Consider the following 15,065-nt stretch of genomic DNA (forward strand, 5'->3'; position numbering starts at 1 on the left):
CAAAAATGGTAAGAGTAGAATTTTTAGGGCCCATACAAAAAGATGCTCTAGAGCTTGAGATTGCAAATCTTGGTGAGCTTGCGGCAATTTTACAAGAAGATAAAGAACTCTCAGAGTGGCTGAAAAATTCAGCGGTAGCAGTAAACGATACAATGGTTACATCTCTTGATGTAGCACTTAAAGATGGCGATAAGATATCTTTGCTTCCGCCAGTCTGTGGAGGGTGAGTCTTGTTAAGTCTCTATGACGGTGCTTTGGATGTGCCAAAGATTTTAAAAGAGTGGTATGAAGAAGAGGCGCAGAGTAATTATGGTGCCTATATTCCTTTTGTCGGTACCGTACGCAGTGAAGACGATATTGATGGACTGAGTTTTGATATCTATGAGCCTATTTTGGAGTCCTGGTATAAAGCATGGGAAGAAAAAGCGGCACAAAAAGGCGCAATCATTAAAATGGCACACTCACGCGGTGATGTGATGTTGCATGAGTCTTCTTATATTGCAGCAGTCTTTTCGCCAAAAAGACGTGTGGCATTGGAGTTTATTGATGAGTTTGTAGAAGATTTCAAAGCAAGTGCACCTATCTGGAAGTATGATTTAAAGAACGGTCAAAGAATTTATGCAGAGGATCGCTCGACGGCGATTAAAGGCAGCGGTATTTTAGGAGAAAAAGTATGAGTATAACAGGCACTGATTTCATCTCTTTTGAGACAAGTCAAAATATGCTTGATCTGTTGCAGGTAAATAATCACAGATATGAGAGAGTTCCTTTGAGTGATGCCTTAGGTCGTGTCTTGGCAGAGGATATTGTCGCTCAATTTAACGATCCGCAGTTTCCGACGGCATCGATGGACGGTTATGCAGTGCGTCATGCAGATTTGGCAAAAGGCGAGTTGAGCGTTTTAGGTGACAACCCTGCTGGACATGATGAACAGCGTGAGCTGCAAGAAGGTGAGTCTATCAAGACATTTACAGGTTCTATGATGCCCCATGGATCAGACACACTCATCCAGATAGAAAATGTTATCTTTGCAGACGGGAAGATCATTATCAATGAGATGGTAGAAAGCGGAAATGCCGTTCGTCCTGTCGGTGAAGGTTATGCCGCTGGTGATGTACTCATTAAAAAAGGAACAAAGATAGGTTTTGCCGAGATCGGTGTGATGGCTGGGCTGAATCAGGTCATGGTAAAAGTGGCACTTCGTCCCCGTGTAGCTGTTATTGCCACAGGAAGCGAAATACTTGACCTTGGTGAGAACTCTGAGAATCCCGCACAGATACGAAGCTCGAACAACTATACTTTGTCGGCCCTGTTCGAGCAGGCAGGTGCAGAAGTCATTCAGCTTGGAACAGCTCCTGATGACAGAGATGCCATAATGAAGACCTTTGAGAATGCTTTGGAATCTGCGGATATTATGGTCAGTACAGGTGGCGTGAGTGTGGGTGATTATGACTTTGTCAAAGATATCGTGCCTCGTCTTGGTGCGGAGATCGTTTACAAAGGTGTTGGTATCAAGCCGGGACGTCATATTTTGGTTGCGCAGCGTGGGCATAAGTTCATCATGGCTTTGCCTGGATTTGCCTACTCATCAACCGTAGTGGCAATTTTATATGTTTTGCCACTTATTGCTAAAATGCTTGGCAAAGAGAAGCCATACAAAACAGTTGCCGCAAAACTGCAGGAAGACTTTAGAAAGCGAAGTCGATTTACAGAGTTTACAGCGTGTAATGTCGTTGTAGAGGATGGTGAGTACTTTGTAAATTTTGAGGGTAAAAAAGTCGGATCATCGGCGATACTGACAAATATGCTTGATAATTCCGCTTTAATGATCGCCGGAGAAGAAGATAAGTTCCTGGAAGCGGGAACCTATGTCAACGTAATACTATTGGAGAATTTTTAATGCAATGTTTCGCAATTAACCCTGAAGAGAAAAAAATAGAGAAGATAGATATTGAGATGAAAGCAGATACACTCTACAGCTTTTTTAACTCAATTCTCATCGATGAGATGCCGTCCATTCGTGAGCATATTATTTATGCCGATGCAAATGCACTCTCACAGCAAAAAAAGCCTTATTTTATAGGTGAACAACTTGTTCTTGGTAATTCGTTGATAGTTGGAATGAATGAAAATATGGGTGAGCAGGATGCTACTATTCCTCAAGAGGCTTTGGAGTCCATCATCAACTATGAAGTGACGACTTTCTATAAAGATGTATTGGAGCTTTTAAGTCAGACAGATATCAATCTCTATCGAATGTTTGAGGTCGAGAAGGGTGATGAAAAAATTATGCTCAATACCGAATGGGTGCTCTATACATATGACGTGGCAGATGAGAGAACAAGAAACTACTTTAAAGAGGAACTCTCAAAAGCCATAGAGCGTGAGAATGATGTCGCACAGCTTATTCGTAATATGGCACAGCTTGCTATGAATGCAGCGGGTTAAAAAGAATTATCTGTGCGTATATAAAAACTCATAGCGTAAAAAAACTTCTAAAATACTCCCGCCGATACCACTGACAGAGTCTGTATACTCTGTCCCGATAACGAGATGGTCTTGTGAGTATACTTTTCCACCATAACCGGCACTAAAGCCAAATGTCATATCATTTATTTCACTGTTATAATAAAGTAAGCCTTCAAAATAAGGTCTCCAAACTCTTGTATAGATTTCACTGTTTTGCATACCATAGGAAAAATTGGCACCAAGATTGTAAAAATCTCTCGGGAGCACTTTATAGGTTCCATCTTGAAGTTTGTCTATGACACCTTTGCTTCCTTCATTTTCATTATATATACCGCCGTCGCTGAAAATACCTACATGAAGATCAGGGTAGCCGTTTCTGATTTGATAACCGAGGTTTGCAGTGAAATAGTTTCCATCTCCAATAGCTATGTTGTCTTGTGAACTATATTTGTTCTTATCATATCGAAACTCTAAAGATGTGGAGTTAAGAATATGATAGACAAACCCGAGGGAGAGCATATCTTTTTTACCACCGAGAAGCAGCTGCGTCGATTCATCTGATGTGATATTTTTTGCTATTTCAGCTTTAAGCGTAAAATATTTATGGAGTATATACTCCCCATAAAGAGAAAAACGATAGTAGCTATCCATACTGTCGGCATAACCGCCTTCTAGTTCTACTTTCCCTCTGTTGAAGAGTTTTCTCACGCCAAAATCTACGCCGAGAGAGCTATTTGGCGTATAAAGCAGCACTGTGTTGTCAAGTGAGGAGTTTTTATAGTATTCAATATGACTCAGTAGATAGAGACCGTCATTGATGTAGGTATCATTTTTTATCTTGATATATTTTCTCAGCAGAGGGTCACGATTGTAGTATGAAAGTTTGGAGTCAAAAAGATCTGAGCGTTTTTTCGTTAGATTGAGCCACGAAATATAGGCACTCTGATTGTAATGGTTCGTGTTGAGAGAATTGTATGTCAGTGACTGGGCAAGGGCAGTTTGACCGTCATTATCCGCTGCATATGAGGCATCGTCAATTGGCAGTGTTTTAAGATATGCAAAGAGAAGGTCTTCAATGGTTGTGTGATTTTGCTGCATTAGCGCATTTGAGAGTTCCAGCCAAAGTTCGCGCTTGTCGGTTTGCAGATAGATCGTGTGTGCGAGTTCATCAGCATTGTTTTGTACTGCCCAACCGTATCGAAGGTCATCATAGTGTGTCTGCGTGAGATATTTTTTACCAGATGCGAGCTCTTTTTCAAAGCTGTCTGCCTGTGCAGTATACATACGTACACGCAGGTAATCATACTGGTATTTATCCGTTTTAAGAACTACCGGATTGTTTTTTGCCTGATGGGCCAAAATTGTCTGAATTTCTCGGAGTTCATGTGCAACAGCCGGTTTTTTGAACTGAGCCCTGTAGAGTTCTAGAAGCATAAATTTAAATTCAAGACTCTTGGTTGCAGGCGCTTGTGCTTTTTGCAGGGCATCTATGTAAAAGGCTGCTTGGTCAATATCATGCAGAGCATAATAGAGAGAGGCGACAGAAAGGTAGAGAGCCGATGGAAGGTTTTTCTCCTCTGCAAGTTTTTGGAGTGTCTCTTTCGCATCGGCATAAAAACCGGCTTTTAAAAAGAAATCGATTGCCGTGAATTGTATCTGAAGATTGTGCTTGTCAAGTTGTAGTGCTTTTTGCAGAGCAAAATGAGTTTGGTCTTTTTTATTGTAATGCATAGCGAGCTGCGCTTTAATAAGCCAATAGTTAGCTTCATTTGTGATGGCTGCGTGCTCTTTGTCAATCTTGTTTGTAATTGCGGCTATTGTATCATACTGATGCAGCTTCATAGCATTGTTTGCAAAAGTATAGAAGAGATAGCTGCGATGATATTTTTCATATGCCGCTAAAGCAGTTTCAGAGGCAAGTGTTGTATTTGTATCTTTTGCAACATAGATAACACGCTCATAGTCGACAAGACGACCATCGTTATGTTCTATAAGAGCATAGGAATTTTTTGCGGCGTATTGATATTTTTGGATATACCAGCCAAGATCGCTGCGTGAGATAAAGAGTTGTTTGTCATATTGCTGTGCAGTTGTTTTGTTTAAGGCAGCAAATGCCTGCTGCATATTACGTTTAAGGTAATAATAGTAGGAAATCAGCGTAATATTGTTATGTGTATAAAGAGAATTTTCTTCAATAAGATCGACAACTTTTTTTGCTTTATCAAGCTCTCCCATGTTTATATAGAGTTGTAACTCTTTTGTTAGAAAGTAACTTTCGTGAGTGCGTTTGTAAAGTTTTTGAAGCACTTCTGCCGCTTTTTCAGGCTCGCCGGTCTGAGCATAGATATATATCATCAGTTCTACATTTTTTTTTGTAGGCTTTTTGAGTGCCTTGTCGGTTATAAGGTCTTTGATGGCATCATATTGGTACGCACTCAGTCCATAGTCAATAATCTCCTGTGCAAGCTTTTGGCTGTGATGCTTACGGTAAAGGAAGTCAAGATATTTCATCGCCTCTTGACCCCTGCCGCTCCATCTGCAGATATCCGCCATTTTTTGGTTCCAATAAAGAGAATGGGGATGTCGTTGATAACCTATTTTTGCCGTTTTGTAAGCATTGTCAAGATCATTGGAATATACAAAAGATTGCAGCATCAACTGTATCTCTGTATCACTCAAGCGAATGGTTGTTTGTGCTTTGAGTGAAAAAACAAGCAGCAGTGCCAATAAACATGTACGAATCATTGCATGACCTTTAAAATCTTTCTTGAAAGTCTTTTCGCTTTTTGGACTTCATTAGCTGATAAATAGAGTTTCAAGAGCAGCAGCCTTGAACTTTTGTCTTTTATAAAATAATCTTCATACTTGCTTCCTAATTTTACAGCATCTTTGAGCAAATTACCTGAAACAAGTGTTTTTATCGCTTTTGTCCATAACTTTTTTCGTTTTTTATAAGAGCTTGTCCTATAAAAAAGTGTCATGTAATAATCGGCAGCTTTTTTATACTGTTTGTATGAGAGATAATAATCAATAAGTTTCTTTTGCCAAAAAGTTGAACTTTGTGCGGCATGCAAAAGATATGCTTCCATCTTTTTATAACTTGAGAGCTGTGTGAGCAGGAAATAGTGCTCGTTATTCCATCGTTTTATATGTTTTTTATCCACCTGCGTGAGCAGCTGCACATAGTTGAGTGCTTCATCATATCTTTTTAATTTTGTGGCAAGATAGAGTGCATCACTGAGAAGTTTTATATCTTTTGGTTTTTTCTGCAGCATCTCTCGGACAAGTTGATACTGTGCCGGTTGGCTGCGCAGGAACATTGCTTCTTTGTAGAGCATAGGCAGATCTTTTTGCTCATAAAAGTGTTTGTCTAAAATAAAGAGAAATGTCTTTTCAAGTTTTTTTCGCAGTTTTTGCATCTTGTGTGTTTCATGTTTGTTTTCTAAGAAAAAGTAGTTTTGCTTCAGCAGCTCATAGCTTAAAAGATAAGCTTGTTTTTGTACTTCTATATGGTTTGATTTTTTTAGAAGTTCAAGGAGGCTTAAAGCAAGATCACGATTTTGGCTTTTGATGCTCTTTTGTGCCAGAGTAAGGATGAGTTTCTCATTTTTAGGGTCGTTTCTCAGCATATTTTTGAGGTAAAGTACGCTGAGGTCATAGTTCGATTTTTCTTTTAGGATCTGGTCCATAATCAACTCTTTTGGATAGAGCACAAAAAGGATCAAAGCAAAGGTGATAAACCCGATGATAATTTCTTTGTAGGTGGCTACATAGACTTTTTCGTTATCTGCAAATCGCATCTATGGTCACTTTCTTATGATGTTTGTAGTTAAAAGAGATGACGTTATTCTTTTGAACTGTTTTTTTATAGCCTGTTGTTAGTTTATAATGACACCTTTGAGGGATAAAAAGCTGTAGTTTTACCGGAAGATGTGATTCAAGAATAAGATGCAGTTTTTTGTCTGTTTGTTTGAAGTCCTTTATTCTGCCATTGGCACTGACAAGATAGGGAATGGTTTGATATTCTCTCGCAGACGCTTCTTTCAGTAAGAGCTCTGTTTGTGTACCTGCATGAACATAAGTATGGTTTTCAAAATGGTTGTAACCGGCTATATTTTTTGAATTTGTCAGATTGACAGCGGCATCTTTTTTTTCAATACGAACTGTCTTGAGATCCTTGAATCCTGAGAGTAGCGTCTCCCCATTTTCCTGTGCTAGAGAAACAGTATAGTAGTCCATTGCTTTTGGAATGTACTCTGAAGTGAAGATAGGATTTGTATCTTGTTTTATTACCCAGTCATAGACATATTTCAAAGCATTGTAAGAGGCTCTTTTTGATGCGGAGTAGTAGTGATAGTAGACATCTATCGGCTTGAATCTTCGTGGAGAATTTGTCAGTTTAAAGGTCTGTATAGTATTTTTAAATCCCCAGTATGGACCCTTCCAGTCATTTGTGTAGACATTTTCATCCTGCGCACCTGTATAGATCTGATAGTATTCGCCTCTCTCTATGCCGTACGGCGCAATGTATGAAAGCCAGGGATGACTGTTCATAATGTAAGTGTCACCTCCGTTCATGTTGAGAATATGGTGTTCATAGACATAGCTGATTGCATTTTGCTGCGGCATGCAGTTTCCGCTCCAAAAAAGCATATGTGCTTTTGGCAGTTTGTTTTTTGGGTAATATTTTTCATTGATCTCTTGGAGCATGCCGCTTATCTCATAAGCCAGAGAGAATTTGTAGCCTTTTGGTTTGAGTCTGTATTTTGGTGCCAAATCACCGTTTTTGAGTTCTTGCCAAAAGAATGGATGAGAAAAAGTGTGTGTTGCTCCTTCAATATTTGGCAGTTTATATATATTTTTTACAATTTTTTGGAGCTGCGGTGATATTTTTGGGTAAAGCCCGTTAGGATCCACTTCTGCACCTACGATTGAAACTGAGATGGGAACATGGTACTTTTTAAGAAAGTCGCTTAAAATCACCTCACCTGAAAATAGTTTTGGATTCCATTCTACACGGTTCATGATTGCATCGCCGTCTATATGACTGAAGAAAATTCTTTTACCGTTTTGGGTTGTGGTGTCAGGAACAGGTATCTTTTTGAGTCGAAAAGCTTTTTGAAAAAACTCAAAAGGGTTGATTGTCCAGATATTGTCATCATCAATGGTTGTCATAAAACTGTTTTCCAAAGCAAACCCGCCCCATGGCATGAGTGCGGCAAGCGTTGCTGTATGTCCGGCACTGTCTTTGATGCTGTAGAGTGCTTTTCCTGAAGATATACTGATAAAACTACCTGAATAAAAGAGCGGTGGATCCATTTCGTATCCCATCATTTTATCTTTCATGAGTATGCTGTTTATGTTGTTTGATGGCTGTGCGAAGCTTTTGCTTTTTATACCGAAATTATTTAACAGATTGGTGTCTTCCAAACCAAAATTACCTGCAAAGACAATCTTTATACCTGCATCTTTTACCTGCGTGAGCCAACTTACTAATTTTTGACTGTCTGTATAACTTTTCGGAAGCCATACAATGACGCCTGCATACTGCTGCATATTTTCAAGTTTTGGCAACGGTTGGTTGATATCATAGAGTTTTTGAATATAACCCAGATACTCAAGAGGCAGTGCTCCATAAAGGTGTGCTCCGGTCTCCATAAGATAGGTATTGCTTGTATCGACTAAGGTTAGGATCTCACGTTTGAGGGCATTTTTGGAAGATTTCCCATAGGTACTCAAGTCTTGTGTTGTAACATAGGGAATAAAACCTTTTTTCTGGAGATCGTTGACAAGCTTGTCGGCTTTTTGCGTCTCAAGCTGCTCAAAAGGAAGATAATCGACGGCAATGATATCGAGCTTGTATTTTTGTACCTTTGCAAGTTCTTTATTCAGCCATTCTCTGCTACTGTCATTGACATCATAATAACTTGCTTTTTGTCCTTGCACACCATTAAAATAAGACTCAAAAAGAACAGCTGTGACATCATTATGAACAGTATCAATGATTTCAAAACCTCTGTTTATGATGAGCTTTGCGTGAGGATAGCGCTTATGAAACGTCTTGATGATATGAATAAGCGATTCTTTGCTTCTTTCTTTTTGTTCGGGTGTTTTGGCAACAAACTCGTAAGAGTCCAAAGTATCAAAAAAGAAGTTTTTAAAACCGCGTTTTATCTGCGGCTCTATCATTTTGGAAAAGAGAAATTTTTGGTAATCTGGATTTGTCAGATCTAAAACATCGCTTTTCCAGGCTTTGTTTGTTCCGATAATCCAGCTTTTATTGATATCTTTATACTCGTCAATATCTTTGTCAATCTCACCAATGCTTACGTAAGCATACATTTTGTCCTTATAAACATCAAACCCGTGTGTATAGACGTTTGTGTTGGATGGCTGCACAATTATGTAGTCATGAATACCGACCATGGGGTAGGAGATGTTGTCTCCGTAGTAGAGAATGGCACTCTTATCACTGAGTCCGGCAAAAAGAGTTGTAACTGTGAACAGCATAAGCATTAGAAGTTTACTGCAGCATAAATGTTTCATAGTTTAACCTTTCCATTTGATTACGAAGTACAAGGATACTCGCCGTAAAAACGATAAGCAGTGAAACCGCATAACCGTATCCATACATTGCCGGTCCTATGTCTATAGAGAGTAGGGTAAGCAGAGCATTGAGAATAAAAAAAGCGATACTCAGCCACATGGCAACTTTTTTACGGTCGAGATAGTAGAGTATGGCAAGGACTGACATAAAAGCCAGCTGCAGCATCGCACCGATTGTTAGAATATAAAAAAGTCCGAGATAGAGCTGTGGAATGTTGAGTGCTGCAAAGATCTGTGGGGCCGTGAGAAAGAGCATAATATCAACAATCCCCTGAATAATAATAATCTCATGCATTGCGTGACGAATGATATTGACCATTTCATCTCTGTAGATTCGTATGAGCTTCAATGATCCTCCGTTTCTGACTGCATCGTAATAGAGTTCATACTTTTCAGCAAAATCGGCCTCTAAACGAAAGAAAAATATAGCCATACCCGGGAGAATGGAGAGATAAGCCAAAAATATCGGCATGTCATAGACTATAGATGCATGCAGTCTGCCTAAAACTGCATAACCTGTTGCAGGATTGTACCAAAAGATTATTTTGTCAATCCAGGCGCCGAGATTATAAAAAAGTCCTGCAAAGGCTAAAGACCAGTAAAAATTCTTAGCCAGAAAGAAGTCGACCTTTAAAAATATGGTCGCGTTGTAACTTTTTATGATCAGTGTCATGAGGGCAACGAGCAGCAGGGCGTTACCTATAAAAAAGATATAGATGAGCTTTTCAATACTGTCACCAAAAAAGATAGAAGTGATGACAATAAGTGTGTAGGATATAAAATAGGACCAGACGACACCTTTATAGTACTTGAGACTTGCGGCCAGGATACTTGCTATCCAAACAGCACAAAGAACAAGAAAAGTGGCTATTGTTCCCATGATAAATACAAGGCTCTCTCCCTCAAACATCCAGAGATAAAATGGAACGATAAAAGGCAGGCCGAGTATCCATGCCAAGAAGATCGCACCGAAAAATGAGGGGAGAATTTCATCTTCTTTGTGCTTAAAAACTAGATCGGCGATATAGCGGGTAAAGGGAAGTTGAATAATTCCCGTGATAATCAAACTTGACGCCAGAGCGATAGCATAGGTGATAACGACCTGAAAACGGTAAACATCACTATTTGGACCGTAATTTGCAATCGAAACGAATCCTACAAGTAAAATGGCAATGATGGAGATGACCCACGGTCCTGAGCTGAGAATTGCCGAGTAGCCGTATACTTTTGCAAGGGAGAGAAGTCGGTCCTCTTTGAGAATCTTTCGTAGCTCGAAGCCTATGCCTGCCATGATACTTTGCCTCTTTTTACTTTTATTTTTGGATACGGAAGTTTGTTCGGTGCATAGTATGCAAAAACTTTTTTCTTGAGTTCATCATAGGTCAGCGGAAGCGCTTCATTATAGATTGCTCGGTAATCGTTTAAAAACATCTCCTCTTTATAATATTTTTGAACTCGGGTGAGTGCATTTTTTTGTGCCTGTTCCCACATACCATTGTGAAAATTTAAAAATTTTACATACTCTTGTGCCAGTGCTTCAGGATTTGCAATGCTTGTAAGTGCACCTGCAAGGCCGATATGTTTGTCATCTTCATTGAGACCGCCTTCAATAAGATCGCGGCAGCTTCCCACATCAGTTGCAACACAAGGTACACCTGCTGCAAAACCTTCTAAAATAACCAGAGGCATACCTTCACTGATAGAAGTGAGTGTCTGCAGTGCCGATTTTGGAAGAATCTCTTTAATGTTCTGATGGCCGAAGAATTTGATTTTATCAGGGTCTTTTTCAAGTTCTTCCAATGATTTCGTTGCTTTATTGTTTGTAAAAGTTTGAAGATTAAATTTGAGATCAAGAGAGATAGCCATCTGTTGGCATTCGAGAACATATTCGGCATCTTCATCGACAGCACCTACTATCCATCCTTCAATATCCGGAATGTGCTGTGATGCAATTTTGATGGCACGTATGAATGTTTTAATGTCTTTTATGGGAACAACTCGTCCAATAAGCGTGACAATAGGCCGTGGGGGATCCTGACGCAGTTTTATTGTCTGCATCAATCCATCGACATCGACACCGTTTGGTATGATCTCACATCGCTCTTCTGGTGCACCAAGGGCTATCTGTATCTTTTGGGCACCTCTGTAGAGTGAAAAGATATGGTTAGCTCGGTGGTAACAAAAAAGACCGATCTTGTCAAAAAACTCTACCCACATTTTTTTGATATAGTTGTACTCTTCAGGCTGCTGCAGGAGCGTGGGTTTCTTATACTCTATCCAGTCGGCTGAAAGCATATCTATCTTTCTCTCACGTGTATAAATTCCATGTTCTGTCAGTATAAAGGGACGTTGTGTTGTATATGACGAGAGTGTACCGAGAAAACCGGCATATCCTGTAGAGGGTGAATGGTAGATTTTTGATTTTGGAAGATTTTTGACAATCTTTGCAAGTATCCAGATTGGTCTGTGAATATTTCTGACCGTCCAGAAATAGTCAATAAAAGGAATGTCGGGAGCGTTCTTCATTGCAAGTTCATTGATGAAATCCCAAGACTCCTGTGAATATAAAAAATCTTCAAAGGTAACATCTTGGAGATAAAAATCTATATTCTGCAGCATCTTTGGCATCTGACCTCTTTTTGTCGTGAAGGAGGTATGTAGTTTTCTGATAGCGCTAAATCCTTGCGCATTGCCTTTTATATTGCTTGGAGTTGGTGTTTCATCTTGGTTGTCAAAGAGATAGTGAACTTCGAGATGTTTGAGGTTTGGCGGGAACTCATAACAGACTTCCATCTTTTTGCCATTAATATAGGGTGTCGCTCCAATGAAGCAGACGCCAAAAGTAAATTCAGGAAGTCCTTTCATGAGCTGCAGTATCCAACTTGAGACGCCTCCTTTGATATACGGATAGGTTCCTTCAGAAAAGAGCATAATGTCAACTTGGGAACTTTTTGGGAAATTGCTATTCATAACTGCTCTCCCACTGTTTGATGAGAGGATAGAGTTTTGGATTATAGGCAAGGTCATGCGAGTGGTTTAAAATGGACTTTACTATAGAGTATCGTTTGGTTATAAAATACACCTCTGCAAGATAAGGAAGAATAGCCGTTGACTTTTCATCTATCAAAGATTCGGCAAGGGTAAAATACTCCTGTGCTTTTTCATAATTTTGTTTAAGGGTAAAGATTCTTCCTTTTAATGTATAGATACTTGAACAGGTGAAATAGAGATCTTCAAGAGTTCGGTTGAATGATGGAGATTGCTTTTTCTCATGAAACTCTTCTGTTAGCTGATTTAGCTCTTGCATATAAAATTCTTGGGCGAGATTAAGATACAGAAGTGCTGAATTTAAGAAGTTTTTTTTCAAACTTTCATGTGAGAGTTCTGTGTAGACCATTTCCCAGTATAAAAAAGCAAGTTCTTTGGATGCAAAAGCAACTTTCTTTTCATCTCTTGCTTCTCCTTTTGTTGATTCTTTTCGAATAACATCGAGATATTTATTGATACGGTCATTGATGTTCTTCTCTGTTTTGTTGAGAATGGCATAGCCAAAAAGGCGGATCTCGTCATCATCATTGGTAAGTGTCTGTTTAATAATACTCAGGCTGATTGGTGAAGGATTATTTGCCAAAATAGAGAGAGCTTTTATTTTTTTTGATTTTGGAATATAGCTGTTTTCAATGAGATTGATCATTGAACCCTCTCCAAAGGTTCGCTCTATCTTCAAAAAAGAGGTTTCAAATTCATCAAGATTGAGCATATTTGTCTGTACAGCTTTGGCCTGATATTTTACATGCACCATATACCAAAAGAGCCACAGCGTGAGAAAATAACCGGCAAAGGGAATAGCCAGATTAAAACTGACAACAAAGAGAAAAATACTTAGAGGATTGTTCTTGTGCAGTGATGCAAAGAAAAGAAATTTAAAAAAAGCAGATCTGTCTTTAAGAGCTTCAAGTCTATATCTGTCTTTGCTGCACTCTTTTGGAAAACGTATGAGTGCATAGCGTGAGATGAAAAGAGCCAACATAAGGGTAATGAATATGTGAATAGAAAAAAGAAGATAAAAATGATGGGTATAAAAAGTAAATAGTTTATCCATGGTAATCATCTGTTATGTATTGATATATCAGCTTCTCTTCTTTGATACTAAAGGTCATATACTCGAACTTTTTATCTTTTTCATGCTTAAGATTGTACAGCAGCCTATTGAGAAAGCCTAAAGCTACGGCCTGATCGTTAAGCGGGAAAAGTATGACAAGATAATAGATCTCTTTGTCCTTTGTTTGTGTAACGATGTCAAGTGAACGTAAAAGATTTTGGGTCTTTTCAAAAACCCTTCGCGTCTGCAGTTCGTTATCTATTTTTAGAATTAGGAGTGTCGAGTCAACTCTGTATTGTTTTTGCAGATGTTGCAGTCGGTTGTATTCATATAAAAAAGATCTTTCAGAAAAAATGGCAGCTATTTTTTCTGATTGCTGCATAATGTTTTCTTTATAAATTTCAATGGAAAGGTACTCAAGTAAAATAGCGATTGAGATGAGATTCTCTTTGTTGAATGCCATAAAAGGCATCTTCTCGATTACCAAAAGTGATAGCACTTCATTATTGTAAACGGTAGGGATTGCAGCGAGGTATCTTGACTCTTGTGTTGTTTCAAGTGTCGGATTATGAGCGGCATCACTGACAAAGACAGGTTTTTTTCTGCTGAGAGCCTGCGTGATAATGTAGTCATCAAAGAGAGCTGCTTCATCGGTATCTTGTTCATAGGATTTTGTATAACTTATCAAAGAGTTTTCAGGTGCAAGCGTCTTTTGAAGTTGATGATCGATTTTATGGATAATAAAACCACTTTGCAGGCTAAAAGATTTTTCAAGAAGAACCAAAAAATCCAGATACTGCATGTTGTTTTTATCTCTATTGAGAATAATTGTCTCAATCGCGGAGCGAATACTCATGGGTTTGAGTACATAGTTTTTCTCAAGTTGGTCATGGGATATTTTTAAACTGTAAAAGGCTTTGGAAAGCTCGTCGAGCTTCGATGCTTTATAGTCATCATCAATTTGTAACTCATGTATTCTTTTTGTCCAGTAGTAGTGAAACTGGCTAAAGATAAGCACCATCATGAGATAGACCAAAAAAGAGATATAAGGAAATTTGTCATAAAACTGCCACATGCTCAATGAGATTAAAGTCATGGCAATAAACGCACTCTCAAAACCATGAAAAAGTGTCAATATAGATAAAAGAATCAAAAGATAGGGGATCTTTTCCTGCGTGAGACAGATATCGTGAGGATTTACGATATAGCCGATGATTAAAAAGGCTGTAATAATGGTAAAACTCTCCAAATAAGAGTATTGACGAATCTTTCTTATGAAATATTCTAGTCGTGAGAGTTTTTTAATTCTTCTTGTAATACTTCTTTTCATTCAAAGGCATTTTTTTATTTAATGACGTGCTGTCATCTGTTCGATGAGGTTTTGAGCGGTACTGCCGATGGAACCGTTACCCCAGTCACTGTCCGAACCCGTTGCACTCCAAATGAGTTTGGCATCTTTTGTGCTGTATAGACTGAGCTGTAGACTTACAGCAGGTTCGCCGTCGATACCTGTTTTATATCTCCACTCACTGATGCCGCCAATGAGAAAATAGTCTGATTTATCTTCTTGTGCTGAGTCCTGTGCATCTTCAAGAGAATCTATCTTTTGGTTTATATGGGTTTTGAGATGGTAGCCTTGTGCCAGCAGGACACCTTCAACAATATTGGTAGCACGCATACCCGCTCTTGGAGTATCTGTGTAGTTATTGAGTTCAAAGAGTGATATCTGTGCTGTAGTATTGGTTTCGGGAAGTCTGTTTTGTGTATTTACAAGGGCTGTTGTTGAACATCCTGCTAAGAGAATAAGGGAGAGAGTGAATAATATAAATGGTTTCATAGCTGCAATACCTTTTTTTAAGATATTATAGCATGAATTGTTTCTTTCTTA

Annotated in this window: 12 protein-coding genes; 4 read left to right on the top strand and 8 right to left on the bottom strand. The window is 38.8% G+C overall.

Annotated features, from left to right (window positions below):
• The first annotated feature begins 5 nt into the window (after positions 1 to 5).
• The 4 genes from FM071_RS00795 to FM071_RS00810 are packed head-to-tail and all read left to right on the top strand — an operon-like array spanning position 6 to position 2,448.
• Positions 6 to 227 carry a MoaD/ThiS family protein gene (locus FM071_RS00795; protein WP_193111137.1) on the top strand — a complete coding sequence of 74 codons (222 nt, stop codon included), beginning with the start codon at positions 6 to 8 and terminating at the stop codon, positions 225 to 227.
• Between the two features lie 3 nt (positions 228 to 230).
• A complete protein-coding gene (locus FM071_RS00800; RefSeq protein ID WP_193111139.1) occupies positions 231 to 677 on the top strand; it encodes a molybdopterin synthase catalytic subunit in 447 nt (148 codons plus the stop codon).
• A complete protein-coding gene (locus FM071_RS00805; RefSeq protein ID WP_193111140.1) occupies positions 674 to 1,900 on the top strand; it encodes a molybdopterin molybdotransferase MoeA in 1,227 nt (408 codons plus the stop codon). Before FM071_RS00800 ends, FM071_RS00805 begins: the two co-directional genes overlap by 4 nt.
• Positions 1,900 to 2,448 (top strand): hypothetical protein, encoded by a 549-nt coding sequence (locus FM071_RS00810; protein ID WP_193111142.1) that lies wholly within the window; start codon positions 1,900 to 1,902, stop codon positions 2,446 to 2,448. The genes FM071_RS00805 and FM071_RS00810 overlap by 1 nt, the downstream gene beginning before the upstream one ends.
• A 6-nt stretch (positions 2,449 to 2,454) precedes the next feature.
• Here FM071_RS00810 and FM071_RS00815 read toward each other — a convergent pair whose 3' ends face one another.
• From FM071_RS00815 to FM071_RS00850, 8 genes are read right to left on the bottom strand one after another with little or no spacing between them, the layout of a single operon-like run.
• A complete protein-coding gene (locus FM071_RS00815) occupies positions 2,455 to 5,214 on the bottom strand; it encodes a tetratricopeptide repeat protein (RefSeq protein ID WP_193111144.1) in 2,760 nt (919 codons plus the stop codon).
• Positions 5,211 to 6,269 carry a hypothetical protein gene (locus tag FM071_RS00820; protein WP_193111146.1) on the bottom strand — a complete coding sequence of 353 codons (1,059 nt, stop codon included), beginning with the start codon at positions 6,267 to 6,269 and terminating at the stop codon, positions 5,211 to 5,213. Before FM071_RS00820 ends, FM071_RS00815 begins: the two co-directional genes overlap by 4 nt.
• A complete protein-coding gene (locus tag FM071_RS00825; protein ID WP_193111147.1) occupies positions 6,253 to 9,015 on the bottom strand; it encodes an endo alpha-1,4 polygalactosaminidase in 2,763 nt (920 codons plus the stop codon). Before FM071_RS00825 ends, FM071_RS00820 begins: the two co-directional genes overlap by 17 nt.
• The gene (pelG, locus tag FM071_RS00830) at positions 8,993 to 10,366 is read right to left on the bottom strand and encodes an exopolysaccharide Pel transporter PelG (RefSeq protein WP_193111149.1); all 1,374 of its coding nucleotides are present in this window, start codon (positions 10,364 to 10,366) and stop codon (positions 8,993 to 8,995) included. The genes FM071_RS00825 and pelG overlap by 23 nt, the downstream gene beginning before the upstream one ends.
• Positions 10,354 to 12,045 (bottom strand): GT4 family glycosyltransferase PelF, encoded by a 1,692-nt coding sequence (gene pelF, locus FM071_RS00835; protein WP_193111151.1) that lies wholly within the window; start codon positions 12,043 to 12,045, stop codon positions 10,354 to 10,356. Before pelF ends, pelG begins: the two co-directional genes overlap by 13 nt.
• Positions 12,038 to 13,186 carry a hypothetical protein gene (locus FM071_RS00840; RefSeq protein WP_193111153.1) on the bottom strand — a complete coding sequence of 383 codons (1,149 nt, stop codon included), beginning with the start codon at positions 13,184 to 13,186 and terminating at the stop codon, positions 12,038 to 12,040. Before FM071_RS00840 ends, pelF begins: the two co-directional genes overlap by 8 nt.
• Positions 13,170 to 14,507 (bottom strand): PelD GGDEF domain-containing protein, encoded by a 1,338-nt coding sequence (locus FM071_RS00845; protein ID WP_193111154.1) that lies wholly within the window; start codon positions 14,505 to 14,507, stop codon positions 13,170 to 13,172. Before FM071_RS00845 ends, FM071_RS00840 begins: the two co-directional genes overlap by 17 nt.
• Positions 14,508 to 14,525: 18 nt before the next feature.
• A complete protein-coding gene (locus tag FM071_RS00850; protein WP_193111156.1) occupies positions 14,526 to 15,014 on the bottom strand; it encodes a hypothetical protein in 489 nt (162 codons plus the stop codon).
• Positions 15,015 to 15,065: the final 51 nt, after the last annotated feature.

The organism is Sulfurimonas paralvinellae (assembly GCF_014905135.1).
Taxonomy (GTDB): domain Bacteria; phylum Campylobacterota; class Campylobacteria; order Campylobacterales; family Sulfurimonadaceae; genus Sulfurimonas; species Sulfurimonas paralvinellae.